Source organism: Streptomyces sp. 1114.5, assembly GCF_003635085.1.
Lineage (GTDB): Bacteria > Actinomycetota > Actinomycetes > Streptomycetales > Streptomycetaceae > Kitasatospora.
The window spans coordinates 3,474,921-3,499,621 of the sequence record NZ_RBXE01000001.1 but is presented as its reverse complement, the minus strand read 5'-3'; the positions used below and the strand labels follow the sequence as shown (position 1 = coordinate 3,499,621).

The following is a 24,701-nucleotide window of genomic DNA, read 5'->3' as shown; positions in this document are numbered from 1 at the left end:
GCCCCGCCTCGGAGCCCGCTCCGGGGCCCGCTCCGAGGCCGGAAACTCGCCGGTCGGCGGTGTCGGAGGCGCTGTGTAGGCTCAACGGTCATGGCGAGGGTGACGAGGGACGATGTGGCGCGGGCGGCGGGGACGTCCACGGCCGTCGTGAGTTATGTGATCAACGACGGGCCGCGGCCGGTGGCGCCGGCGACCCGGGCGCGCGTGCTCGCGGCGGTCGAGGAGCTCGGCTACCGCCCCAACCGGGTCGCCCAGGCGATGGCGCGGCGGCGGACCAACCTGCTCGGGATGGTCGTGCCGGACGCCCGTCAGCCGTTCTTCGCCGGGCTCGCCCACGCCGTCGAGCAGGCCGCCGCCGAGCACGGCCGGCTGTTGCTGATCGGCAACTCCGACTACGCCGACGAGCGCGAGGCCCACTACATCCGCGCCTTCCTCGGCATGCAGGTGGACGGCCTGATCCTGGTCACCCAGGACCCGGCCACCCCCGGGCTGACCGGCTTCGACGTGGCCGACGGCACCCCCGTCGTGCTGCTGCACCACCGCGCGGAGAGCGCCACCGGCGTCTCCGTGGTGGCCGACGACGAGGGCGGCGCCCGCGCTGTCGTCCGCCATCTGCTCGACCACGGGCACCCGGAGGTGCACTGCTTCGGCGGCACCCTCGCCCTCAGCCCGCACGACCCGGTGACCGCCCGGACGGCGGGCTGGGTCGGCGCGCTGGAGGAGGCCGGGCTGCCCACCGAGGGGCGGCTCACCCCCGCGCCGTTCGACCGCGTCCGCGCGCACGCCGAGGCGCACGCCCTGCTCGCCCGGCCCGACCGGCCGTCCGCCGTGTTCTGCGCGACGGACGACCAGGCGATCGGTCTGCTGCGGGCCGCCGACGACCTGGGGATCCGGGTGCCGGAGGACCTGGCGGTGGCCGGCTTCGACGACATCGCCGAGGCGGTGATCGCCGGGCCGGCGCTGACCACCGTCACCACCGCGCAGGACGAGATGGCCCGTGCCGCGCTGGAGCTCGTCCTCGGCGGGGCCGAGCGCCGGGCCGCCGGCATCCGGACCTTCCCGGCCCGGCTGGTGGTCCGGCGCTCCTGCGGCTGCCCGGCGCCGGACGCTGCCGGGCCGGGCCGCGCCCTGGGCTGACCTCCCCCGGTTGGAGCCTGTCCGGCGCCGCCGTGGGCGTCAGCCCAGCTGGAAGGTGGCCTCGACCGGGTAGTGGTCGCTGGGCGCGTTGGTGTCGAGCTGTCCGGGCGTCCAGCCCGCCTGCGGATCGAAGTCGACCTTGACGTTCGACATCGCGGTCGGCACCGGGCGGCCCGGGGCGTTGAGGTAGCCGATGTAGTCGAGGTCGTCCCGGTAGTCCTTGGGGAAGGTCTCGACGCCCGACATGTACTGGCACCAGGCGGAGACCGAGCAGTCCATGGTGGTCAGGCTCTGGGTCGGGTCGGTGGCCGGGGTGCCGAGCACGCCGTTGACCGCGTTCTGCGCGTTGGCGTAGTCGCCGCGGGCCTGCCCGTGGACGTACTCGACGTTGAGGTCACCGCCGATCAGCACCGGGGCGCCGCTGCCGACGATGCCGTCCACCCAGGCGCGGATCTCGGCGAGCTGGCCGAGCCGGGTGGACTGGGTGGTGTCGGTGGAGACGTCCGACTCGTCGGCCTGCAGGTGGGTGCCGACCACCCAGGCGGTGCTGCCGTTCTTGGTCACCTTCACCAGCGCCGCGCCCTTGTTGGCGTGGTAGTCCCAGGTGCCGTAGGTGGAGTTGGAGAACACGTGGGCGTACTGGGCGGTGATCGGGTACTTGGAGAGGATCATCGTGCCGCCGTTGATGACGAACCACGAGTTGGAACAGTTGCCGCTGACACCCGTCCAGCCGCCGCCGGAGCAGGTGCCGCCGACCACCGGGGTGCGGTACGGGTAGAGGTCGGCGAGCTTGCTGTTGATGTCGGCGGTCGAGCTGTTGTTGAACTGCTCGTCCAGGACGACGACGTCGGCGTTGTGCTGACGGACGATCTGCTCGATCACCGGGGTGCGCCGGGCGGCCTGCTCGTTCTGGGTGCTGTCGACGACGGCGGTGCCGAGGTCGACGTTGAACGCGAAGACGGACAGCGTGGTGGGGCCCGCCGGGGTGCCGGCGGTGGCGGCCGGGGCGGTGCCGCCGAGCAGCAGTGCGGCGGCGGCCGCCGAGGTGAGGGCGGTGGCCGTGCGACGCGAGAGCATGGGCGTTCTCCTGGGGAATTCGTCTACCCTGCGGGGCCCGGCGCCGGGGTGGCCGGCGACCGGGATTGGCGGAGGAACGCTAGCTACTGCCCGGTACGGGGGGAAGAACGCCAGGAGATCAGTTCCGGCCGATCATGTGGCCGTGAGATGTCTGTACAGGTCGGGGCCGGTGGGCGACAAGATGTCTGTACACCCTTGCACCGCCCTCGGGCCGGCACGGGAGCCCGCCCGAACCGCCGTCAGCCGTCGAGCAGTTCGTCTGCGAGCAGGTCCATCAGCACGTTGTCGTGCCAGGTGCCGTCCGAACCGCGCTCGTACTGGCGCATGGTGCCGACGATCCGGAAGCCGACCTTGGTGTAGCAGCGGATGGCGGCGAGGTTGTCCGCGGCCGGGTCGATCACCAGCCGGTGGTAGTGGTGGTCGTGCACCAGGTGCCGGGCCATCGTCCGCACGGCGTCGGTGCCCAGGCCCAGGCCGTGCACCGCCGGGTCGAGGTAGAGGTCCATCCCGGCGTGCCGGTACTCGTCGTCGTTGTTGGCGTACCACTGGATGGCGCCGACCACCTGGCCGCCCACGTCGATCGCGAAGGTCTCGGTGTCGGGCGACTCCAGGTCGTTGGCGACCTCGGCGGGCAGGTCGTCGCCGCCCCGCCACCGGGCGAACACCTCGGGTGTGCCGCGGATGGCCGCCAGGGCCGGGATGTCGTCGGTGGTGGCCGGGCGGAGCGTCACCAGGGTGCCGTGCAGAATCGTCCCCATATGGGGCATGTTGGCACGGAAACCCGGCCGCGGCGAGCGTTTTTGCCGCATTGCCCGAACCCCCTCACGACCCTTCGCCACCAGGGCGGATGCTCCGTCCGGGCGACCACGGTGTCGGGTGGCCACCGTGTCGGGCAGCCACCACGGCGTGCGGCCACCACGGCGGGCGGCGGATGCCGGACGTCGCGCCCCTACGGGGTCTCGTCCTGGCGCAGCCGGGCGCTGACCCGGCCCAGGCCCTCGGCGAGGACGGCCAGCTGTTCGCGGGTGAGGACGTCGATCAGCAGTTCGCGCACCAGGGCGACGTGCCCGGGCGCCGCCTGGCGCAGCATCTCCCGCCCCTGGTCGGTGAGTTCGGCGATGACGCCGCGCACGTCGCTGGGACAGGAGCGGCGGGCGACCAGGCCGGCCCGCTCCAGCTGGGTGACCTGGTAGGTCAGGCCGCTCTTGGAGGTGACGAGCTTGTCGGCGAGTTCGGTCATCCGCAGCGAGTCGCCGGGGGCCGCGGACAGGTGCACCAGGATCTCGTACTGCTGATGGGAGAGGCCGGAGTCCTCCTTGAGCTGGCGTTCCAGTCGGCGGTTGAGCAGGTTGCTCGCGACGACGAAGCCCCGCCAGGCGGCCATCTCGTCCGGGTCCAGCCAGCGGGGTTCGTTCAGTGAGGGCATGGTGTGCAGCCTACTCCTGTTGTTCAAATTCGAACGAAGGTGTACCGTCGACAACAGTAGACGTTCAAATTTGAACTACTATGGAAACCGGCCCACGGTGAAGCCACCGTGAGCCCCCACGGTCCGGTCCCGAGGAGGACGCCATGAGCGCCGCGGCCCCCGAACGCATGCCCGCCCTGTACCTGTCGCACGGCGCCCCGCCGCTCGCCGACGACCCGGTCTGGCCGGGCCAGCTGGCCGCCTGGTCCGCCGACCTGCCCCGGCCCGCGGCCGTGCTGATGCTCTCCGCCCACTGGGAGGAGGCCCCGCTCGCCCTCGGCGCCGTCACCACCGTCCCGCTGGTCTACGACTTCTGGGGCTTCCCCGAGCACTACTACCGGGTCCGGTACGCCGCCCCCGGCGCGCCGCAGCTCGCCGAGCGCGTGCGCAAGCTGCTGCGCGCCCCCGGCACACCCGTCCAGGACATCCCCGACCGCGGGCTCGACCACGGCGCCTACGTCCCGCTGGTGGAGATGTACCCGGAGGCCGACATCCCGGTGCTGCAGGTCTCGCTGCCCACCCTCGACCCGCAGCGGCTGCTGGAGATCGGCCGCAAGCTCGCCCCGCTGCGCGACGAGGGCGTGCTGATCGTCGGCAGCGGGTTCTTCACCCACAACCTGCGGGCGCTCAGCCGCGACGGCCGGATCACCTCGGTGATGGCCGAGTTCGACGACTGGGGCCGGCGCGCCCTGGAGGCCCACGACCTGGACGCGCTGCTCGACTTCGAGCACAAGGCCCCCGCCGGGCGCCTCGCCCACCCGCGCACCGAGCACTTCGCCCCGCTGTTCGTCACCCTCGGCGCCGGCGAGGCCGACCTGGACAGCCAGCGCAGCGTCATCGACGGCTTCTGGATGGGGCTGGCCAAGCGCTCCGTCCAGCTGGGCTGAACCCCGCCGGATCGTACGGACTACAGCGAGCAGCAGGTGAAGCGCTCGCCGATGTGCTCGGGCTGCTCGATCTCGTCCACCAGGGCGACCGCGTAGTCCGGCACCGAGATCCGGCTGCGCCCCTCGTCGTCGGTGAGCAACTGCTCCAGGCCGGTGCGGTAGTGGCCGGTCCGCTCCCCCGGGCCGATCTCGGCGGCCGGGCTTAGCACCGTCCAGCGGATGTCGGAGACCGTCCGGTAGTAGTCCAGCGCCGCCCCGTGCGCGTGCATGATCTGCAGGACCGGCTCCGGCAGCCCCGGGGTGTCCCAGACCCGTACGCCCGGAGCGGTCTCCAGGCTGCCCGCCCCGCCGACCGCGATCAGCCGGGGCGCGGCGCCGAGCCTGCGCAGGCCCTCGACCAGGGAGCGGGCAGCGGGCTCGATCAACGCCAGGTGACCCGGGCCGTCACCGCCGCCGACGGCGCTCACCAGGACGTCCCGGCCGGCCGCGACCCGGGCGACGTCCGCCGGGTCCAGCACGTCCGCGCGCTCGACCAGGGCCGCTCCGCCCCGGTAGCGGCCCGGGTCGCGGACCACGGCGACCACCTCGTGCCCGCGCGCGGCCGCCTCCGCGACGACGGCGCTGCCGATGGTGCCGTTGGCGCCGATCACGGCGATGCCGACCATGGGGTACCTGCCTGATTGCTCGGGTGCGGGGATGGCGTCGGACAGGGTCGATTATCGGATGGTGCTGCTGCGCGGGCCCGGGGTGTCGGCCGTTCGCGTGAGCCGACGCGAACGGCCGCCCGCGCGTCCCGGGCGGACGTGCGGGCGGCCGTTCGGCGTCGGGTGTCTGCCCGGGCCGCCGGCTCAGGCGGCGCCGGTGGCAGCGCGCTCGGCCTTGCTGCGCTCGACGCAGAACTCGTTGCCCTCCGGGTCCGCCAGGGTGATCCAGCCCGTGCCGTCCGGATTGCGGTGGTCGGCCAGCACGGTGGCGCCCAGGGCGACCAGGCGGTCCGCCTCCTCGTCCCGACTGCGGTCCTGCGGCTGCAGGTCGAGGTGGACCCGGTTCTTCACCGACTTGCCCTCGGGCACCCGGATGAACAGCAGCGAGGCCCCGGCGGACTCCACCACGGCCTCGTCGTCACCCGGGTTGTCGTCCTCCCCCAGGGTGCCTTCCAGCGCCTGGGCCCAGAAGCCGGCGAGCGCGTGCGGGTCGGCGCAATCGATCGTCACATGTCGTACCAGAGAAGCCATGCCGCCTACTCTGACCTGGGTCGTTCGGATTCGTCCAGCCCTTTCCCGGAGTACCGATGACCGGAGTACCGAGGACCGGAGTACCGAGGCCTGGAGTGCCGGTGGCCGTCCAGCGGGAACTCCGGCGGCAGGGCGGTCAGCACCTCCTGGAAGGCGTAGCCGCTCTTCTCCGCGACCCGGCAGGACGCCGGGTTGTCCACCTGGTGCAGCAGGTCGATCCGGTGCAGGACGTCCTCGGCGAAGGTGGCGAAGGCCCAGGTGGTGAGGGCCTGCACCGCGCGCGGAGCCACGCCCCGGCCGCGGGCCGGGCCCGCCGTCCAGTACCCCACCTCGGCCGTCTCCCCGCCCGGGGAGCCGCCCGGGGCGCCGCGGTGGAGCACGCCGCGTTTGAGTGCGACGTTGCCGACCAGTTCGCCGGCGTCCAGGACCGCGAAGCTGTACCGGGTGCCGGCTGCCCAGCCCTCGCGCTGCAGCCCGAGCCAGCGCGCGGCCTGCTCGGCGTCCTCCACCGGGACGCGAGTGAAGCGGCGCAGCGTCTCGTCCCGGTAGATCTCGATCAGGGCCGGTGCGTCGGCTTCCTCGAAGGGGCGCAGCAGCAGGCCGCCGGCGGTCATGCGGTCGGCCATCGGCGTTGCTGCAGACGGTATTTGACGAGCAGTCACTTCAGTCCTTCCCAGCCCCAGCGCGGGGTCGGGCCGGGCTCGCCCAGGTCGGTGCCGGCCGGAGAGGCGGAGACGTCCTCGGCGATCTTCGTGCCCCAGTCGAAGTACTCCAGCACCCGGCGGCGTAGCAGTTCGTCCTCGGGCAGCTCGCGGCGGACGGCCTCGGTCATCAGCTCCATCCAGCGCAGCCGCTGCTCCTCGGTGATGTCCAGGCCCAGGTGGGCGCCGAGCAGTGCCTGGTGGCCGCCGTGTTCGTCGGTGAAGGCGGTCGGACCGCCGAAGACCTCGGCCAGCCAGACCGCGACGTGCTCGATGTGGGTGGGGGTGAAGTTCGCGAAGACGGGGGCGAGCAGCGGGTCGGCGAGGACGCCCCGGTGGAAGGTGTGGCTGAGGCGGCGCAGGGCCTCGATGCCGCCGACCGCCTCGTAGAGGGTCTCGGGCTGTTGGTCGTTCATGGACGTGCTCCCCGTGGGTGTGTGGCCGTACCTGTGTGGCCGTACGCGTCTGGCCGTACGTGTCTGGCCGTACGTGTGTGGCCGTGCGTTGCGACCTTCCTAGCAGGCGGACGGGCCGGGTGCAGGCGTATGGGTGCCAGGCGGCTCGGCGGTGCCCGCTTGACCCTGACGTCAGCGGCAGGGTCGGAGGGTGGTGCGCATGAACGAGTTCCCGAAGAACGACGAGAACGACGAGAGCGACGAGAGCGACGAGGACACGGCCAAGGACCGGGTCGTGGTGGTCACCGGGGCCGGGACGGGGATCGGGCGGGAGACCGCGCGGGCCTTCGCGGCCGAGGGAGCCCGGGTGCTGGCGGTCGGGCGGCGGCCGGAACCGCTGGCGGAGACGGCGGGCGCCTACCCGTCGCTGATCGAGCCGCTGGCCTCCGACATCACCGGGCCGGAGGCGCCGGAGGCCGTCGTCGCGGCCGCGCTGGAGCGGTTCGGGCGGCTGGACGTACTGATCAACAACGCCGGGATCGTCCGCAGCGGCCAGGGCGTCGGCGGCTACGACCGGACGGGCATCGAGGCGCTGCTGGCCACCAACCTGGTCGCCCCGGTGCTGCTGGGGCAGGCCGCGCTGCCGGCACTGGGCGACAGCCGGGGCGTGATCGTCAACGTCAGCACCGCCGTCGGGCAGCGCGGCTGGCCCTCCAACGCGGTGTACGCGGCGAGCAAGGCCGCGCTGGAGACGGTGACCCGCAGCTGGGCGGTCGAGCTGGCGCCGCGCGGGATCCGGGTGGCGGCCGTGGCGCCCGGGGCGATCGACACCCCGATCGGCGACCACTCCGGGTACGGGCCCGAGCAGCGGGCGGCCGTCCGGAAGTGGCAGATCGAGCACACCCCGCTGGGCCGGATCGGCCGCCCGGAGGAGGTGGCCTGGGCGATCACGCAACTCGCCTCCCCGCGGGCCTCGTTCGTGACCGGCGTAGTGTTGTCCGTCGACGGGGGCGCGCTGGTGGGCTGACGCGCACGGGCGAGGCGGGGGCGGGGAGCGTACGGGTGCGGATCGGCGAGCTGGCGCGGGCGACGGGCGCGACCGTCCGGGCGCTGCGGCACTACGAGCAGGCCGGTCTGATCGAATCCGAACGCGAGCCGAACGGCTACCGCGGGTACGGGGATTCGGCGGTCGTCCGGGTGCGCAACATCCGTGCACTGGTCGCCGCCGGGATCACCCTGGCGGACCTCCGGCCGCTGCTGGGCTGCCTGGACGGGGACGTGCTGGTGCAGCCGCCGTCCGAGCGGGTGCTGCGGATCGCCCGGGACCGGCTGGCGGTGGTGGAGCGGCGGATCGCCGCCCAGACGGAGGCGCGGGACCGGCTGGTGGCGGCACTCGCAGCGGCCGGGAGTGCCGCGGAAGGGTGACACCCCCGATCGGGGGTGTGCAGGGGGCGGGTGGGGGAGGACAGTAGGCGCATGCAGATTCCACTCTCCGTGATGGACTTCCTCGACCGGGCCGAGCTGGTCTACGGCGACCGGGTCGGCATCGTCGACGAACCGGCCCAACCGGCCGAATCCTGGGGCGAGCTGAGCTACCGCCGAGTTGCCGAACTCGCCCGCGCCCAGGCGGCCGGGCTGGACCGGCTCGGCGTCGGGCCCGGCGAACGCGTCGCGATCGTCTCGCACAACTCGGCGCGGCTGCTCACCTCCTTCTACGGGGTGAGCGGGTACGGCCGGGTACTGGTGCCGGTGAACTTCCGGCTGAAGGCCGAGGAGGTGGAGTACATCGTCGAGCAGAGCGGCGCCTCCGTCCTGCTGGTCGACCCCGAACTCGCCGACGCCCTAGGCGGGGTGGTGGCCAAGCACAAGTTCGTGCTCGGCGCGGACAGCGACGCCGTGCTGTACGACTTCGACAACTCCCCACGTCGGTACGCGATCTCCGAGAACGACACCGCCACCATCAACTACACCAGCGGAACCACCGCCCGCCCCAAGGGCGTTCAGCTCACCCACCGCAACGTCTGGCTGAACGCGACGCTGATGGGCCTGCACTACGGCGCCAACGACCGGGACGTCTACCTGCACACCCTGCCGATGTTCCACGCCAACGGCTGGGGCCTGCCGTTCTCCCTCACCGGGCTCGGCGCCCGGCACATCGTGCTGCGCAAGGTGGACGGCGCGGAGATCCTGCGCCGGGTCGAACGGCACGGGGTGACCTTCCTGTCCGGCGCGCCCGCCGTCGTCCAGATGGTGCTGGACGCGGCGGCCGACTGGGACGGCCCGGTGCCGGGCCGGGACCGGGTGCGGATGATCGTGGCCGGCGCGCCGCCGCCGACCTCGGTCGTGCAGCAGGTCGAGGAGCAGCTGGGCTGGGAGTTCATGCAGCTCTACGGCCTGACCGAGACCTCCCCGATCGTCACGGTCAACCGCTCGCGGGCCGAGTGGGACGCGCTGCCGGCCGCCGAACGGGCCGAGAAGCTGGTGCAGGCCGGCGCCCCCGCGCTCGGCACCCAGCTGCGGGTCGACGCCCAGGGCGAGGTGCTGGTGCGCTCCAACACCGTGCTGGACGGCTACTGGCAGCAGCCGGAGGCAACCGCCGAGGCGCTGCGGGACGAGTGGTTCCACACCGGTGACGGCGGCACCTTCGAGGACGGCCAACTCACCATCTCGGACCGGAAGAAGGACGTCATCATCAGCGGCGGGGAGAACGTCTCCTCGATCGAGGTGGAGGACTGCCTGTACAGCCACCCGGCGGTCGCCGAGGCGGCCGTGATCGGGGTGCCGCACGAGAAGTGGGGCGAGACGGTGAAGGCGCTGGTGGTGCTCCGGGAGGGCAACGGGGCCGTCACCGAGGCCGAGTTGATCGCGCACTGCAAGCAGCGGCTGGCCGGCTACAAGTCGCCCACCACGGTGGAGTTCCGGGAGGCGCTGCCGCGCACCGCCACCGGGAAGCTGCAGAAGTTCCGGTTGCGCGAGCCGTACTGGGCCGGCCGGGAGCGGCAGGTCAACTGAGGGTCAACTGGGCGCGCGGCTCAGTTGACCAAGCCTGACTCCCGTGCTGCCAGGGCGAGTTCGGTCCGGTTACGGACGCCGAGCTTGTGCATCGCGGACTTGAGGTAGCCCGTCACGGTGTTGCGGGTCAGGCCCAGTCGGGCGGCGATCTCCGGGTTGGTCCGGCCGGTCGCCGCCCAGCGCAGCACCTCGTGCTCGCGCGGGGTCAGCGGGGTCGACGGGGTCAACGGCCGTACGGCGGCCGGCGGGGCCGGCTTCGGGGCGGCCGGCGAGACGGCCGGCGGAGCCGGCTTCTCGCGGCACCAGGCGGCGGACTCCGCGAGCGCCCGGGCCGCGGCCCGGGCCAGCCGGTCGACGGCGGCGATCCGGACGTCCCCGTACGGCACGACGGCGCGTACCGAGGCGTACACCACGCCGTGCACGGTGGTGCCGTCCAGCAGGGGGACGGTGAGCATCGCGTACAGGTCCTCGGCGGCCACGGCCGCGTCGTAGTGGTGCGAAATGTCCTTCGCTGCACGGTAGTCGGGCACCCAGGTGGGCGCGCGTTCGGCGAGGGCGCGGCCGCCGAGGCCGAGCCCGGCCGGGACGGGCACGTCGTGCAGCAGGTCCGCGCGGGTGCCGGCCCAGTGCCGCAGCACCATGCCCTCGCTGCCGGCGCGGCTCCCGGGCAACGCCTCCGGCACCCCGACCAGCCCGACGTCCACGCCGCACTCGGCCACCACCCGCCGGGCGAGGTCGCCGAGCACGGCGTCCCGCACCAGCGCGGCGGCACGCGCGGCGACTTCAGCGGCTTCAGTGGCTTCGGTGGCCTGGGCGGCTCTGGCGGCTTCGGATTGCGCAGTTCGGGCGGTGTCCGCGCTTTTCATCGCGCGATTCTCACACGCGGCGGGGCCGGTGGCGAGAGTCCTGACGTGCGTCTTTCTGCGTCTTTCGGGGAATCGCGGGCGGGCCGGCCGGGCCCGGCATAGGGTGCGGGCCGGGATTACCGACGGGTAGTGCGGTCGGCCGAAGCAAGGCCGAGCAGCGGGCAAGAGGGGAAGAGATGACCACGGAGCGGAGCACCCCGGCGGACGTCCTGGGCGGGCTGCTGGAGGACCTGCAGGCCGAGAGCGAGGTCCTGGACGGGCTGGTCGTCGGCCTGCCCGCCGAGGGCTGGTCCCGGTCGACGCCCGCCGAGGGCTGGACGATCGCCCACCAGATCACCCACCTGGCCTGGACCGACGACTGGACGGCGCTGGCCGCCCGCGACCCGGAGGGCTTCACCGCAGCGATCGGCGAGCGCTTCGGCGCGCTGCTCGCGGCCGGCGCCGACCCGGTCGAGGAGGGCGCCCGCGAGGGTGCGGCCGCCGAGCCGACGGCCCTGCTCGCCCGCTGGCGGGCCGGGCGGGAGGAGGTGCGGACGGCGCTCGCCGCCGTACCGGCCGACCTGCGGCTGCCCTGGTTCGGCCCGCCGATGAAGCCCGCCTCGATGGCCACCGCCCGGCTGATGGAGACCTGGGCGCACGGCCAGGACGTCGCGGATGCGCTCGGCGTCACCCGTGAGCCCACCGCCCGGCTGCGGCACATCGCCCACCTGGGGCTGCGCACCCTGGGCTTCGCCTTCGCCGCGCACGGCCTGCCCGCGCCGGAGCGCCCCGTCCGGCTCGAACTGACCGCCCCCGACGGCGGGCTGTGGGCCTTCGGCCCGGCCGACGCGCCGGACGTGGTGACCGGCCCGGCCCTGGACTTCTGCCTGCTGGTGACCCAACGCCGCCACCGGGACGACCTCGCCCTCACCGCCACCGGCCCGGTCGCCACCGCCTGGCTCCCGGTCGCCCAGGCCTTCGCCGGGGCCCCGGGCAAGGGGCGGCAGCCCCAGGCGTAGGGGCCGTCCGGGCCGCCTGCCCGGGGCGCAGGGGCGCCCGGGCCGCCGGGTCCTGTGTGGCACCGGCGCCCCTCACAGGCCGATCCGGAGCGGGGTGAGCCGGGTGGCGATCAGGTTGGTGGCGCCCCGGTCGCGTTCGATGTGGCCGTGGACCAGCAGCCCGGCCCGGTCCAGGGCGGTGCGGCGCTGGGACTCCCAGACCGGGCGGTTGCAGATCACGTTGATCAGGCCGGTCTCGTCCTCCAGACTGAGGAAGAGCACCCCGCCGGCCGTCGGCGGCCGCTGCCGGTGGGTGACCAGGCCGCCGACCACCACCGCCGTTCCCGGTGCCACGTCCGGGAGTTGGGCGGCCGACAGGGCGCCGCCGCGGTCCAGGTGGGGGCGCAGGTGCTGGAGCGGGTGGCTGGTGGCGGAGGTGCCGGTGGCCCAGAGGTCGGCGATGGTCTCCTCGACCGGGCTCATGCCGGGCAGGTCCGGCGCCTCGGTGCCGGGCGTGGTGCCGGGGATCAGTTCGGCCGAGATTCCGGCGAACGCCCCTGCGGCCCAAAGCGCCTGACGTCTCGTCATCCCGAAGCAGTCGAAGGCGCCCGCGGTCGCCAGCGCCTCCAGGACGGGTGCGGGCAGCCCGGTGCGACGGGCGAAGTCCTCCAGGTCCGCGTACGGCTGACCGGCCACGATCGCCTCGGCCTGCGGGGTGCCGATGCCGCGGACGGTCTCCAGGCCGAGCCGGATCGCCGGTTGCGGACGCCCGGCGGTCAGCGGCGGTTTCGGGGTCGGCCCCCGGTACGGCTCGAGGGTGGGGCGCGCCCCGCTGGCGTTGACGTCCACCCCGCGCACCCGCACGCCGTGCCGCCGGACGTCCGCGACCAGGCTGAGCGGTGAGTAGAAGCCCATCGGCTGGTTGGCCAGCAGGGCACAGGTGAAGGCCGCCGGGAAGTGGTGCTTGAGCCAGGCGCTGGCGTACACCAGGTAGGCGAAGCTGATCGCGTGGCTCTCCGGGAAGCCGTAGTTGGAGAAGGCCTCGATCTTGCCGTAGACGTCCTCGGCGACCTCGGGCGGGATGCCGCGCTCGGCCATCCCGGTCAGCAGCCGGTCGCGCAGCCGGGCGACCCGCTCGTGCGAGCGCTTGGCGCCCATCGCCTGGCGCAGCCGGTCTGCCTCGGCGGGACTGAACCCGGCGCAGTCGATGGCGAGTTGCATCATCTGCTCCTGGAACAGCGGCACCCCGAGGGTCTTGCCGAGCGCGTTCTCCATCAACGGGTGCGGGCAGTCGGCCGGTTCGGCGCCGGCCCGGCGGCGCAGGTACGGGTGGACGGAACCGCCCTGGATCGGGCCGGGGCGGATCAGTGCGACCTCGACCACCAGGTCGTAGAAGTGGTCCGGCTTGAGCCGGGGCAGGGTCGCCATCTGGGCCCGGGACTCGACCTGGAACACGCCGACGGTGTCGGCCCGGCGCAGCATCGCGTACACGCCCTTGTCGTCGTCCGGGATGGTGGCCAGGTCGTAGCGCAGGCCGTGGTGTTCGGCGACCAGGTCGCAGGCGTCGTGCAGCGCGGCGAGCATGCCGAGGCCGAGCAGGTCGATCTTCACCAGCCCCGCGCCGGCGGTGGACTCCTTGTCCCACTGCAGGACGGAGCGCCCGGGCATCCGGGCCCACTCGGTCGGGCAGATCTCGCCGATCGGCTCCTTGGTGAGCACCATGCCGCCCGAGTGGATGCCCAGGTGGCGTGGCAGGCCGTGGAGTTGGGCGGCGAGCGAGAGCACGTCGGCGGGGATGACGGCGTCCGCGCCGGGGGCGGAGCGGAAGTCGGTCTGCCGGCTGAACGCGTCCACCTGCCCCTGCGGGTAGCCGAGCACCCGGGCGGCGTCGCGGATCGCCAGCCGGGGCCGGTAGGTGATCACGTTGGCGACCTGGGCGGCGTGCTCGCGCCCGTAGCGGCGGTAGACGTACTGGATGACCTCCTCGCGGCGGCGGTTCTCGATGTCCAGGTCGATGTCGGGCGGCCCGTCCCGGGCGGTGGAGAGGAAGCGTTCGAACAGCAGCCGGTAGTGGATCGGGTCGACGGCGGTGATCCCGAGGGCGTAGCAGACCGCCGAGTTGGCGGCCGAGCCCCGGCCCTGGCACCAGATGTCCCGGCTGCGGCAGAAGTCCACGATGTCGTGCACGATCAGGAAGTAGCCGGCCAGGTCGAGGTCCTCGATGACGTCCAGTTCCCTGGCGAGCTGGCGGCGGGCGGCGGCGTTGCCGGGGCCGAAGCGGGCCGGGCCGCCGGCCGCGACCAGGGCGCGCAGGTGGCCGATCTCGCTCTCGCCCTCCGGGACGGGGAAGCCCGGCAGCTCCGGGTCCAGTCGGGCGAAGTCGAAGGCGCAGTCCCGGCCCAGCTGGGCGGTGGCCCGCTGCACGCCCGGGAAGCGGGCCAGCCGGCCGGCCATCTCGCGGCCCGAGCGCAGGTGCGCGGTGCCGGCCGCCCGGGTCCAGCCGACCGCGCCCTGCAGGGTGCGGCGCTCGTGCAGCGCGGCGAGGCTCTGCGCGAGGCGGCCCTGGGCGGGGCCGGCGTGGTGGGCGTTGGTGGAGGCGACGACGGGCAGTTCCGCCCGGGCGGCGAGGGAGGCGAGGGCGTCGTTGCGACGGTCGTCCCCGGGCAGCCACTGGTCGATCAGTTCGACGTACACGTTCTCGCGGCCGAACGCCTCGGTGAGGGTGCGCAGTCGGCGCTCCGCCTCGGCCTGATCGGGCAGCGCGGCGGGAACCCGGCCGAGGCGGCAGCCGGTGAGCACCGCCCAGTGGCCGCCGTGCGCGTCGGCCAGCGCCGCGACGTCGTACACCGGGCGGCCCTTGGCGCCGCCGGCCAGCTGGGCGGCGGCGATCGCGGCGGAGAGGCGGCGGTAGCCGGCCGGGTCACGGGCGAGAACCAACAGGTGCTCGCCCGCCCCTTCATGACTGAGCGTCAGTTCGGCGCCGAACGCGGTGGCCACGCCCGTTCCCCGCGCCGCCTCGGCGAGCCGGACGGCGCCGTACAGGCCGTCGTGGTCGGTGACCGCCAGGGTCTCCACGCCCAGCCGGGCCGCCTCGGCGACCAGGTCCTCCGGGTCGCTGGCGCCGTCCAGGAAGCTGAAGGCGGAGTGGACGTGCAGCTCGGCCCAGGGTTCGGCGGCTTCGGCCGGGGACTCGGGGGCGGCTGGTTCCGCCGGGGCGGGGCGGCGGCGCAGCGGGACGACCGTACGGTCCGGCTCCGGTGTGCCGTTCGGTGCGCCGTCCGGTGCGCTGCCCGGGAGCGTGCTGCCCGGCGTACGGTCCGGCGCCGCGCCGGTCAGTCGGCGGTGCAGCTCGCTCCAGGGGAGGGTGGGGTGGCTGGTGAAGCCCATCGGGGGTTGCCTTCGTCGTTCTCGTGCTCGTCCTGCCCCCCTTCGGCTCCGGAAGGGTCAGTCGTAGCCGGCCTCCAGGTACCAGGCACCCCCCTCCACGGTCAGCAGCAGCGCCCGGCCGCCGCCCACCACGACCTGGAACCGCGCCCGGCGGCGGGCGAGCGACTGGTCCCACCAGTACTCGACCGCCGGCCACGGCCCGGTCCAGCCGTCCACCGGTTCCTCCCGCCCCCGCACCACGACCACGGCCGGCCGGGCCGACACCCCCGCCCGGCCGTCCACCGTGACCGGCTGCCCGACCCCGTCCAACACCCGCACCGGCGCGGGCTCCCGCAGCACCACCGCCGGCCACACCTCCGGCAGCCGCCCCGGCCAGGGCGCCTCGGCCGGCACCGCCGCCTCGTACGGCTCGCCCCACGGCACCTTGACCGCCTGCTCCCCCGGGCCGCGCCCGCCGGCCGGCTCGATCCGGCGCAGCCCGGCGTGCCCGAGCACCGCCTGCACCCGGGCGACCGCGCGCTCCACCCGGTCGTCCGCGACGGCCTGGCCCCACAGCGCCAGCTGACGGCCCTGGTCCGGGGAGAGGCCGTCGGGGGCCAGGCGCAGCAGGGTGAACCCCTCCTGCCCATCGGCGAAGGTGCCCGCGCCCTGCCAGGCCTGGAGCTGCCAGCGGACCCGCTCGGCCAGCGCCGTCGCCGACAGCCGGCCCTCGTGCCGCCACAGCCGGGAGGCCGTCCGGCCGTCCGCGCAGGCCACCTCGACGGCCACCCGGCGGCAGGTCAGCCCGGCCCCGGCCAGCCGCTGGTGCAGCGCCTCGGCCAACGTGCGGGCGACGAACACCAGCGGTTCGGCCAGCGGCTCCGGCGGATCGAAGTGCTGCTCGACGGAGAGGTCCGGCTCCTGGTCGCGCGGCACCAGCGGGCGCGGCTGCAGCCCGCGGGCCAGCCGGTGCGCGACCGTCCCGGAGGGGCCGAAGCGGTCCGCGACCGCTTCGGCCGGCAGCGCGGCGAAGGCCCCGACGGTGGGCAGGCCGAGCCGCCCGAGCAGTTCGGCCAGCGCCTCGTCGCCCAGCGTGGCCACCGGGTACGGGGCGAGGAACTCCGCCGTCCGCCCGGCCGGGACCAGCACCCCGGCGCGGGCGGCCAGCACGGCGGCGAACAGGCCGTCGGCGACGCCGACCAGGGCGTGCGGGGGGTTCGCCGCCGGTCCTGCGGCGCGGGTTTCCGCGGGGGTTTCGGGGGTTTCGGGGATTTCGGTGGGGTTGGCCGGGCTGGGGGTTTCGGCGGGGTCGGCGGGGCTGGGGGCTTCGGGGGTGACCGCGCCCGGGATCGCGTCCGGGACGGGCGGCTGCCCGAGGGCGTCCGCCACCGCCGTACGGACCTTGGCGGCCAGGGCCTCCTCGCCGCCGAAGTAGCGGCCCGGGCCCTTCACCGGGATCGCGCACAGGCCCGGGCGGATCACCTCCACCCGGGGCGTGAACGCCTCCACCGCCGCGACCACCGGTTCGAAGCGGCGGGTCTCCGCCTCCGGGTCGCGGTCGCGCAGCTCCAGCTCCGGGCAGAGCCGTTGGGCCAGCTTGAGCCGCTGCCCCTGCCGCACCCCGGCCGCCCGGGCGCCCGCCGAACAGGCGAGGATCCGCCCGCTCTCGGTCACCGCCACCGGGTCGTCGCCGGTGACGGCCACCACCGGCCAGTCCGGGCACCAGACCACCAGCACCCGGGGGGTCCGCTCCTCCGCCGTCCGCTCCTCCGCCGTCCGGGACACCGTCGTCTCGGGCACCGTCGTCCTCTCGGGCACCGTCATCTCAGACCACCGCCGCGACACGTGGTTCCGCCGGCTCCGCCACCGGCTGCGGCTGCTCCCGTACCGGGCGCACCGCGCCGTGCTCGTCCGGCAGCCAGAGCCGGGCGGTCCGGCCGCGCACCGCCGCACCACGGCCCTCGGCCACCACCTCCACCTGCCGGCCGGTGAGCTGCCCGTGGCCGTCGCCCAGCCCGTACCAGCGCCCGGACCGCACCCCCAGCCGCAGCACCGCGCCCGGCCACGGCCCGGCCACCAGCAGTACGCAGCCGCTGCGCCGCAGCACCGCGGCCAGCCGGGCGGCCTGCTTCGGCGGCACCGGGCCGTCCGGGCGCAGCATGATCAGCTCGACCGCGCCGGCCAGCACCGACACCACCTCGGCCCAGTGCGGCCCGGGGTCGTCCGCGACCAGCAGTCGGCGCAGGTCCAGCCCGTACCCCTCGGCGGCGGCCAGCCCCAGGTCCGGCAGTCCGACCGCAGCCGCCCAGCCGCCCTCGGTCTCCCGCACCCCGGCGGCGAGCGCCAGCAGCAGCCCGGCGTCCCCACCCGCGACCGACACCGCGGTCCCCCGCCGCAGCCCGCCGTCCGGCAGCACCTCCCGCAGTGCGAAGGGCACCGGCAGCAGGCCCCGGGCCTCCGCCCGTCCGTCGCCCTCCCCCGATGCGCCCGATGCGCCCGGCACGCCCGGCACGCCCCCGCCCGGCTCCCCCGGTACGGCAGCCGGGAGCGCCACCGGCCGGAGCGCGGGGCGCGCGGGCTGCTCGGCGGTGGATTCGAAAACAGATTCGAAAACGGGCACGGCTCCAGGATCGAACATTCGTTCGCAAAGATTCAAGTCCGACTCAGTGGCCCCACCCGTCACTCTCCGTGCAGGTCACGGCGGGCGACCGACAAGTCTTCTTTCCTTGACAAATTTTTTTGTCGGATGGATCCTGGAGACGTGCTGGACGTCACCGTGATCGAAGAACCCGCCGCGGCCGAGGCCGCCCTGGACCCGATGCGGTCACGGATCCTCGCCGCCCTCGCCGAGCCCGGCTCGGCCGCCATGCTGGCCACCCGCCTGGGCCTGCCCCGACAGAAGGTCAACTACCACCTGAAGGAACTGGAACGGCACGGACTCGTCGAGCTCGCCGAGGAACGCCGCAAGGGCAACGTCACCGAACGGGTGTACCGCGCCACCGCGGCCTCCTACGTGATCTCCCCCAGCGTCCTGGCCGCCGTCAGCCCCGACCCCGCCCGCGCACCCGACCAGCTCTCCGCCCGCTGGCTGCTCGCCCTGGGCTCCCGGCTGGTGCAGGAGGTCGGCACCCTGCTGACCGGCGCCGCCCGGGCCCGGCGACGGGTCGCCGCCTTCGGCATCGACGCGCAGGTGCGGTTCGCCTCCGCCGCCGACCGGACGGCCTTCGCCGACGAACTCGCCCAGGCCGTGGCCACCCTGGTCAGCCGCTACCACGACGAGTCCGCACCCGGGGGCCGAAGCCACCGGGTGGTCGTCGGGCTCCACCAGATCCCGGCGGCGCCGCCCGCCCAGGCGGCAGAAGCCGAACCGAGCCAGAAGCAGCAGGAGCAGCAGGAGCACCAGCTGAACCAGGACGACCAGGACGACCAGGAGAACCCACGATGACGCACCCGTTCGAGATCGAGCTGGAGACCTCCCTGCCCGCGAGCCCGGAACAGGTCTGGGAGGCGATCGCCACCGGGCCGGGGATCGACTCCTGGTTCATGGGCCGCAACGAGCTGGACCCGCGCGAGGGCGGCACCGCCGCCATGGAGACCGGCGGCCACCGCGAGGAGGCCGTGGTCACCGCCTACGAGCCCGGCAAGCGCCTGGCCACCCGTACGGCCACCCGCGAGGACGGCCGCTTCATGGCCTTCGAGTACCTGATCGAGGGCCGGGACGGCGCCGCCACCGTGCTCCGCGTCGTCCACAGCGGACTGCTCGGCGACGACTGGCAGGACGAGTACGACGCGCTGCGCCGCGGCTGGCCCTTCCACCTCCACACGCTCCGCGAGTACCTCGCCCACTTCCCGGGCCGCACCGCCGTCCCCGTCTTCGCCGCCGCCCCGTCCGCCGGGCGACCGGAGCCGGAGGTCCGCGCGGCCCTCGCCGGGGCCCTGTCGCTGCCGCTCCCGGTCGTCGTCGGCGCGCGGGCCCACGGCGAGCCGGCCGGGCTGCCGGCGCTGGACGGCGAGGTGGTCTGGGCGGACGACGAGCGCTTCGAGCTCCGTACCGCCGACGGGCTCTACACCTTCCACCACGGCTCGGGACTGGTGCTGATGTTCCACCACCTCTTCGCCCACCCGGCACCGGACGCGGCCGAAGCCGAAGCCGCCTGGCAGCGGTGGCTGACCGGGCTCCTCGCCTGAACGGGCCGCACGCCGCCCCGCACGCACCGCGCGCACCGGACACCCCGAATCACACACGCCCCGCACGCCCCGGATCACGCACGCACGCACACGCACGCACGACAACGCGGAATTGAGGAACCACCCATGCGCACCCTGATCAGCACCGCCTTCGTCTCGCTCGACGGCGTCGTCGACTCCCCCGGCGGCGAGCCCGGCTACCGGAACTCCGGATGGACCTTCAAGGACGTCGAGTTCCTCCCCGAGGCGTTCGAGATCAAGGGACGGGAGCAGGAGGAGGCCACCGCGATGCTGCTGGGCCGGGTCAGCTACCAGGCGTTCAGCGCGGTGTGGCCGGACATGCCGGAGTTCGCCCGCTACAAGACGCTGCCGAAGTACGTCGTCTCCACCACCCTCACCGACGCCGACCTGGTGTCGAACTGGGGCGAGACCACCATCCTGCGCTCGGTCGACGAGGTCGCCGCCCTGAAGGAGACCGAGGGCGGCCCGATCATCGTCCACGGCAGCGCCGCCCTGAACCACGCCCTCTCGGACGCCGGCCTGATCGACCGCTACCACCTGATCGTCTACCCGCTGCTGCTCGGCGCCGGCAAGCGCCTGTTCAGCACCACGGACAAGGACGCCCAGAAGCTGAAGCTGGTCGAGCACGAGGCCTACGCCAACGGCCTGCAGAAGCAGGTCTTCGACGTCGTCCGCTGACCGCCGCCCCATGTCCCCTGGCTGGTCGACGGCCGGTCAGCCAGGGAAACCGGTGGACAGGCTTCCTGTGATCACCAGACTGATCCCATGACCGTGACGGATGACAAGACCGACCTTCGGATCTACCTCCAGGACGCCCGCGACGCCCTGCTCTGGAAGCTCGACGGCCTCTCCGAGTACGACCTGCGCCGCCCCCTCACCCCGACCGGGACCAACCTGCTGGGCCTGGTCAAGCACGTCACCGGAGCCGAGGCGCTGTACCTCGGCGACACCTTCGGACGGCCCTTCCCCGAGCCGACCCCGCTGTGGTTCCTCGGCCAGACCGAACCGAACGCCGACCTGTGGGCGCGGGCGGACGAGAGCACCGAGGAGATCGTCGGCCGCTACCGGCGGATCTGGGCGCACGCGGACGCCACCATCGACGCGCTGCCGCTGGACGCCGTCGGCGAACTGCCCTTCGACAACCGGCCCCGGCAGACCCTGCACCGGGTCCTCGTCCACCTGATCGCCGAGACCCACCGCCACGCCGGCCACGCCGACCTGGTCCGCGAACTCATCGACGGCGTCATCGGCCAGCGCCCCGACGGCATCAACACCGCCGAGGGCGACGCGGACTGGTGGCGGACCCACCGCGACCGCGTGGAGCAGGCGGCCCGCGAGGCCGGCGGACTCGCCCCGGCGGCGGAGGCGTAGTCGCCCCGGCGACGGAGCTCTCGGAGTCGGAGGTGTAAACCCGCGGGGCGATGTCCGGCCGGACCGCTAGGGTCTGGGGGTCGGTGCCGGGGAAGGGTGGGGGACGTGGGGTGCGAGCAGGTGGCGGGTCTGCCGGATGGGGTGGGTCACGCGGGGAGCCGGGAGTTCCTGGTGCGGGAGGGGCTGCCGGCTGCGGGGGCGTTCCTGGAGTTCGGGGTGGTGCGGCCGTTCCCGGCGGACGCTGAACGGCTGTTCGTCCTCGGGGAGACGGACTACTGCACGCCCTTCGCCGCCGTCGGCAACCTGGTGCTGCTGGACGGCACGACGGGCGAGGTGTTCCTGGACAACGGCGGCCCCCGACGGGACCTGCTGGCCTCCGACCTGACCGCGCTGGCCGCTCTGGTCCGGGAGGTGGAGGCGGTGGCCGAGGCCGCGCGCCGGCCGGAGGCGCTGGACGGGCGGCGCGGGCCCGCGGTGGTGGCCGAGGTGGTGGCCGGTGCCGAACGACGGATGCGGGCCATCGATCCCGGGCTGTTCGGGGACGGCGCCAGGGCCGGCGCCACGCCGCCCGCGCACTGGGGCACCGCACTGCTGGTGCACGCCCTGGGCTGGGGCGCCCTGCCGGGCGGACCGGACGGGCCCGCGTACGAGGTCGGCCCGGAACTGGTCGCGGAACTCGCGGCGCTGACGGACGAGGACGACGGGCCCGGCCGGGTGCACCGCTTCCGGCCCGAGCACCTGCCCTCCGCCCTGGTGCACGAGCCGACCCGACGGCTGCTGACCGAGGTCGGACTGCCGCTGGGCGGGGCGATGTTCGGGGTGTGCGACGAGCCGCTGGCCACCATGGGCGAGGCGTACCCGGAGTACTTCGACGGCGAGGAGGACCGCCCGTACCAGCGCGACTTCATCGCCCTCGGGGACTGGCCGACCGACCTCACGATCGCCCTGGACGGCGCCACCGGACGGCTGGAGCTGCCGGACTGGTACGACGACGGCCAGCCCGAGGCCTACCTGAACCGCGACCTGTCCGCTCTGCTCTACGCCCTCTGGACGTACGAGCGGCTGCGCGCCGAGTGGGACCGCTGGGACTACGGCCGGGGCCGGGACACCTGGGCGGTGTTCGACCCGCAGTCGCTGCTGAGCACGGTGGTGGACCGGCTGGTCGAGGCCGTCGACCCGGAGGCCTTCGCCTCGCCCGGCTGCTCCTGGCGGCTGCTCGCCGAGGACGGGCACATGGGCGGGCTGCTGGGCTGAAGCGCCCGGCTGGGTCTGCCGGGTCGGCTTGGCTCGGTCGGCTTGGCTCGGTCGGCCCACCGTCGGTCAGGCGTTCCGGTGCGGGGCCGGGTAGGGGGCCGGGGCCGGGGTGGCTGTCGGGGCGCGGGTCCGGCTGACCGGGCAGCCCGCGGCGGTGCGGACCGGGGACAGGAACACCGGCAGGAAGGCCGTCGCCAGGACTGCCCCGCCCAGCCAGAGCGTCGGCCGAAGGCCGAGGGCTTCGCCGAGGAGCCCGGAGAGCGCGGACCCGATCGCCAGCGCGCCGGTGAGCAGGAAGCGGAAGGTCGCGTTCATCCGGCCGAGCAGCGCGGCCGGGGTCATCCGCTGGCGCAGGCTCACCCCGAGCACGTTGTCCATACCGGTCTTGAGCGACACCACCAGCCAGCCCGCCCCCGCCACGAACAGCCAGGGCCCATCGCCGATCAGCGGCACCAGCAGCCCGGCAGGCGCCGTGCACAGGCCCGCCAGGCCGAGCGTACGGCCGTGGCCGAACCGGGCGGCGACCGGACGGGCGCAGCGCAAGCCGAGCAGGATGCCGACCCCGCCGGCCGCCCAGAACAGGCCCAACGCCCGTGCGGGCAGGTGCAGTTCACGCACGAACAGCACCGGAAGCAGGGTGTTGGCCAGCTGGGAGCCGAGGTTGTTGAGGGTGGCGGTGAGGGCGAGTGCGCGCAGTTCCGGGTTGCCCAGGACGTGCCGCACCCCCTCGGCGATCTGCGCGCGAAGGCGCGGGGCGCTTGTCAGGCGCGGGCCGGTCGACGGTTCGGAGGCTTGGGTGGCTTCGGGGGCTTCGGGGGCTTCGGGGGCAGCTGTGCAGCGCACGGCGGTCAGGCGCAGGGCGGAGCCGAGGTGGCTGAGCGCCGTGACGACGATCGCGAGCGGGGCGGTGAGGAGTTGGACCAGCACGCCGCCCGCGCCGCGTCCGGCGACGTTGCCGACTGCCATCAGGCCGACCACGGCGGCGTTCGCGTCCACCAGCTGCGCGCGACCCACCAGTCGGGGCAGCACGCTCTGCGAGCCGATGTCGAAGAAGACCGTCGCACAGCCGGTGAGCAGCGCGACCGCGCACAACTGCCAGAGCGTGAGCACGTCCAGCCACCAGGCGAGCGGGACGGAGGCGTACAGCGCGGCCTTGACTGGGCGTGGCGCTGGTCCCCGAACTGGGCCTGACCCAGCGCCACCCGGGCGTCTCCGTACGGAGACTGCGCGATCCGGAACCGGTTCGCATCCTGCACGCCGCCGTGCGGGAGAGCGCCTGGGGGCAGCCGGTGCTCGGCGCGCTGGTCACGGCGCTGCGGGCGGCAGGACGAACGGCGGGCCGGACGGCGGGGCAGACGGTGGGAAGAACGGCGGGCCGGACGGTCGGGAACATCACAGAGGATCCAGCGGACGACGTATCGGGCCGCCCGTAGGCTGGGCCGATTCGATCACTCGAAAGGGAGGGCGAGAGATGTACAGCGCCACGGGGGACCTCTACCGCGCGTTCGCGGAGCGGGAGGCACGCGGCAACTCCGCGATCTACCGGGACCTGGCCGAACACGTCGCCGAGGACGACCGGTTGCTCGCCCTGCTGGACGGTCTGCCGGCCGCGAAGCGGCAGCCGAACCTGCTGTTCGGCGCCGTCCGCCACCTGGGCGGGCCGGTGACGGCGGGCTGGCCGGCCTTCCGGGACTGGGTGACGGCCCACCGGGACGAGGTGACGGCGACCATGCTGGAGCGGCGGACGCAGACCAACGAGGCAGGTCGCTGCGCCACCCTGCTGCCGCTGCTCGCGACGCTGCCGCAGCCGCTCGCACTGATCGAGGTGGGGGCCTCGGCGGGGCTCTGCCTGTACCCGGACCGGTACCGCTACCGGTACCTCTCTGCGGACGGGGCAGCCTACGCAGCCGGAACGGACGGGGCGGGCGGAACGGACGGGGCAGCCGACACAGCCGGAACGGGCGGAACGGACGGGGCGGGCAGAACGGCCACCGTGGTGGCCGAGTTCGGTGCGACGGGGAGCCCGGTGACGCTGGACTGCACGGTCGACGGGCCGGTGCCGCTCACCGCCGCCCTGCGGGAGCGCCTGCCCGAGGTGGTGTGGCGGGCCGGGATCGACCTCAACCCGCTGGACGTCCGGGACGAGGAGGACATGCGCTGGCTGGAGTCGCTGGTGTGGCCGGAGCAGGCGCATCGGCTGGACCGGCTGCGCGGCGCCGTCCGGGTCGCCCGGGCCGAACCGCCGCTGCTGCTGCGCGGCGATCTCAACGCGACGGTACGGGAGTTGGTGGCGCGGGTGCCGGCCGGGGCGACGCCGGTGGTGTTCCACAGCGCCGTCCTCGCGTACCTGTCGCCGGAGGCTCGGGAGGAGTTCTCGGCGACCATGCGCGAGCTGCCCGGGCACTGGATCTCCAACGAGGCGGTCTCCGTGCTGCCGGCCGTCGCCCGACGGCTCCCCCGCCCGGCCCCGGCCGGATCCGGGCTGTTCGCGCTGGCCCTGGACGAGCGGCCGGTGGCCTTCACCGGGCCGCACGGGCAGTCCCTGGACTGGTTCGACGACTTCGGCAACGCATAGGTCCTCCTATAGGTCCTCCTCCGGGACAGTCGCCCGGGACAGTCGCCCGGGACGGTCGGTGCGCGTTCGGGCTTGAAGCTGCCGCAGCGGCAGCTTCTACCGTCGTGACCAGGGCCGGAGGAACCGGCCCCGGTCACGACGAACACGGGAACTCGGACGCTCGGAAGTGAGGTG

Annotated in this window: 24 protein-coding genes; 12 read left to right on the top strand and 12 right to left on the bottom strand. The window is 74.2% G+C overall.

Features of this window, described 5'->3' with window-relative positions; genetic code table 11:
- Nucleotides 1–90: 90 nt before the first annotated feature.
- Nucleotides 91–1,137 (top strand): LacI family DNA-binding transcriptional regulator, encoded by a 1,047-nt coding sequence (locus BX285_RS15585; RefSeq protein WP_097238531.1) that lies wholly within the window; start codon nucleotides 91–93, stop codon nucleotides 1,135–1,137.
- 39 nt (nucleotides 1,138–1,176) lie between these two features.
- Here BX285_RS15585 and BX285_RS15580 read toward each other — a convergent pair whose 3' ends face one another.
- From BX285_RS15580 to BX285_RS15570, 3 genes are all read right to left on the bottom strand, one after another.
- Nucleotides 1,177–2,214: a sphingomyelin phosphodiesterase gene (locus BX285_RS15580; protein ID WP_097238530.1), complete on the bottom strand. Its 1,038-nt coding sequence runs from the start codon at nucleotides 2,212–2,214 to the stop codon at nucleotides 1,177–1,179.
- A 239-nt stretch (nucleotides 2,215–2,453) separates the two neighbouring features.
- The gene (locus BX285_RS15575; RefSeq protein ID WP_097238529.1) at nucleotides 2,454–2,972 is read right to left on the bottom strand and encodes a GNAT family N-acetyltransferase; all 519 of its coding nucleotides are present in this window, start codon (nucleotides 2,970–2,972) and stop codon (nucleotides 2,454–2,456) included.
- Nucleotides 2,973–3,163: 191 nt separating this feature from the next.
- Nucleotides 3,164–3,631, bottom strand: coding sequence for a MarR family winged helix-turn-helix transcriptional regulator (locus BX285_RS15570; RefSeq protein ID WP_097240341.1), 468 nt, complete (start codon nucleotides 3,629–3,631; stop codon nucleotides 3,164–3,166).
- A gap of 152 nt (nucleotides 3,632–3,783) precedes the next feature.
- Here BX285_RS15570 and BX285_RS15565 point away from each other — a divergent pair, with 152 nt between their 5' ends.
- On the top strand, nucleotides 3,784–4,566 hold the full coding sequence (locus BX285_RS15565; RefSeq protein ID WP_121175456.1) for a dioxygenase: 783 nt from the start codon (nucleotides 3,784–3,786) through the stop codon (nucleotides 4,564–4,566).
- 20 nt (nucleotides 4,567–4,586) lie between these two features.
- Here BX285_RS15565 and BX285_RS15560 read toward each other — a convergent pair whose 3' ends face one another.
- The 4 genes from BX285_RS15560 to BX285_RS15545 all read right to left on the bottom strand — a co-directional run bounded on the left by BX285_RS15560 (nucleotide 4,587) and on the right by BX285_RS15545 (nucleotide 6,918).
- The gene (locus BX285_RS15560) at nucleotides 4,587–5,231 is read right to left on the bottom strand and encodes an NAD(P)-dependent oxidoreductase (protein ID WP_121175455.1); all 645 of its coding nucleotides are present in this window, start codon (nucleotides 5,229–5,231) and stop codon (nucleotides 4,587–4,589) included.
- A gap of 183 nt (nucleotides 5,232–5,414) precedes the next feature.
- Nucleotides 5,415–5,801, bottom strand: coding sequence for a VOC family protein (locus tag BX285_RS15555; RefSeq protein ID WP_121175454.1), 387 nt, complete (start codon nucleotides 5,799–5,801; stop codon nucleotides 5,415–5,417).
- Nucleotides 5,802–5,806: 5 nt separating this feature from the next.
- Nucleotides 5,807–6,427, bottom strand: a complete 621-nt coding sequence (locus BX285_RS15550; RefSeq protein ID WP_121175453.1) for a GNAT family N-acetyltransferase — start codon at nucleotides 6,425–6,427, stop codon at nucleotides 5,807–5,809.
- Between the two features lie 32 nt (nucleotides 6,428–6,459).
- Nucleotides 6,460–6,918, bottom strand: coding sequence for a group II truncated hemoglobin (locus BX285_RS15545; protein ID WP_121175452.1), 459 nt, complete (start codon nucleotides 6,916–6,918; stop codon nucleotides 6,460–6,462).
- Between the two features lie 199 nt (nucleotides 6,919–7,117).
- Here BX285_RS15545 and BX285_RS15540 point away from each other — a divergent pair, with 199 nt between their 5' ends.
- From BX285_RS15540 to BX285_RS15530, 3 genes are read left to right on the top strand one after another with little or no spacing between them, the layout of a single operon-like run.
- The gene (locus BX285_RS15540) at nucleotides 7,118–7,924 is read left to right on the top strand and encodes an SDR family NAD(P)-dependent oxidoreductase (RefSeq protein WP_121175451.1); all 807 of its coding nucleotides are present in this window, start codon (nucleotides 7,118–7,120) and stop codon (nucleotides 7,922–7,924) included.
- A 35-nt stretch (nucleotides 7,925–7,959) separates the two neighbouring features.
- Nucleotides 7,960–8,322: a MerR family transcriptional regulator gene (locus tag BX285_RS15535; protein WP_121175450.1), complete on the top strand. Its 363-nt coding sequence runs from the start codon at nucleotides 7,960–7,962 to the stop codon at nucleotides 8,320–8,322.
- A gap of 51 nt (nucleotides 8,323–8,373) precedes the next feature.
- Nucleotides 8,374–9,909 carry an AMP-binding protein gene (locus BX285_RS15530; protein WP_097238521.1) on the top strand — a complete coding sequence of 512 codons (1,536 nt, stop codon included), beginning with the start codon at nucleotides 8,374–8,376 and terminating at the stop codon, nucleotides 9,907–9,909.
- Between the two features lie 20 nt (nucleotides 9,910–9,929).
- On the opposite strand, the gene BX285_RS15525 is transcribed toward BX285_RS15530, so the two are convergent.
- Entirely contained in the window at nucleotides 9,930–10,775 is an 846-nt protein-coding gene (locus tag BX285_RS15525) for a LuxR C-terminal-related transcriptional regulator (RefSeq protein ID WP_121175449.1), read from the bottom strand.
- 176 nt (nucleotides 10,776–10,951) lie between these two features.
- Here BX285_RS15525 and BX285_RS15520 point away from each other — a divergent pair, with 176 nt between their 5' ends.
- Entirely contained in the window at nucleotides 10,952–11,773 is an 822-nt protein-coding gene (locus BX285_RS15520; RefSeq protein ID WP_121175448.1) for a TIGR03084 family metal-binding protein, read from the top strand.
- A 72-nt stretch (nucleotides 11,774–11,845) separates the two neighbouring features.
- Here BX285_RS15520 and BX285_RS15515 read toward each other — a convergent pair whose 3' ends face one another.
- The 3 genes from BX285_RS15515 to BX285_RS15505 are packed head-to-tail and all read right to left on the bottom strand — an operon-like array spanning nucleotide 11,846 to nucleotide 17,738.
- Nucleotides 11,846–15,139, bottom strand: coding sequence for an error-prone DNA polymerase (locus BX285_RS15515; RefSeq protein WP_121175447.1), 3,294 nt, complete (start codon nucleotides 15,137–15,139; stop codon nucleotides 11,846–11,848).
- 57 nt (nucleotides 15,140–15,196) lie between these two features.
- On the bottom strand, nucleotides 15,197–16,942 hold the full coding sequence (locus BX285_RS37900) for a DNA polymerase Y family protein (RefSeq protein ID WP_220783910.1): 1,746 nt from the start codon (nucleotides 16,940–16,942) through the stop codon (nucleotides 15,197–15,199).
- A gap of 1 nt (nucleotide 16,943) precedes the next feature.
- Nucleotides 16,944–17,738, bottom strand: coding sequence for a hypothetical protein (locus BX285_RS15505; RefSeq protein WP_147465169.1), 795 nt, complete (start codon nucleotides 17,736–17,738; stop codon nucleotides 16,944–16,946).
- Nucleotides 17,739–17,879: 141 nt separating this feature from the next.
- On the opposite strand from BX285_RS15505, the gene BX285_RS15500 reads away from it, so the two are divergent.
- The 5 genes from BX285_RS15500 (at nucleotide 17,880) to BX285_RS15480 (ending at nucleotide 21,952) form a co-directional block, all read left to right on the top strand.
- Nucleotides 17,880–18,563 (top strand): helix-turn-helix domain-containing protein, encoded by a 684-nt coding sequence (locus BX285_RS15500; RefSeq protein WP_121175445.1) that lies wholly within the window; start codon nucleotides 17,880–17,882, stop codon nucleotides 18,561–18,563.
- Nucleotides 18,560–19,306 (top strand): SRPBCC domain-containing protein, encoded by a 747-nt coding sequence (locus tag BX285_RS15495; protein ID WP_121175444.1) that lies wholly within the window; start codon nucleotides 18,560–18,562, stop codon nucleotides 19,304–19,306. The genes BX285_RS15500 and BX285_RS15495 overlap by 4 nt, the downstream gene beginning before the upstream one ends.
- Nucleotides 19,307–19,432: 126 nt before the next feature.
- On the top strand, nucleotides 19,433–20,005 hold the full coding sequence (locus tag BX285_RS15490; RefSeq protein ID WP_097238513.1) for a dihydrofolate reductase family protein: 573 nt from the start codon (nucleotides 19,433–19,435) through the stop codon (nucleotides 20,003–20,005).
- Nucleotides 20,006–20,092: 87 nt separating this feature from the next.
- A complete protein-coding gene (locus BX285_RS15485) occupies nucleotides 20,093–20,698 on the top strand; it encodes a DinB family protein (protein ID WP_097238512.1) in 606 nt (201 codons plus the stop codon).
- Nucleotides 20,699–20,794: 96 nt separating this feature from the next.
- A complete protein-coding gene (locus tag BX285_RS15480) occupies nucleotides 20,795–21,952 on the top strand; it encodes an SUKH-4 family immunity protein (protein WP_121175443.1) in 1,158 nt (385 codons plus the stop codon).
- 66 nt (nucleotides 21,953–22,018) lie between these two features.
- Here the strand turns inward: BX285_RS15480 and BX285_RS15475 are convergent, their stop codons facing one another.
- On the bottom strand, nucleotides 22,019–23,062 hold the full coding sequence (locus BX285_RS15475) for an MFS transporter (RefSeq protein ID WP_310794211.1): 1,044 nt from the start codon (nucleotides 23,060–23,062) through the stop codon (nucleotides 22,019–22,021).
- A 361-nt stretch (nucleotides 23,063–23,423) separates the two neighbouring features.
- Here BX285_RS15475 and BX285_RS15465 point away from each other — a divergent pair, with 361 nt between their 5' ends.
- Nucleotides 23,424–24,527, top strand: coding sequence for a DUF2332 domain-containing protein (locus tag BX285_RS15465; protein ID WP_121175440.1), 1,104 nt, complete (start codon nucleotides 23,424–23,426; stop codon nucleotides 24,525–24,527).
- Nucleotides 24,528–24,701 lie beyond the last annotated feature (174 nt).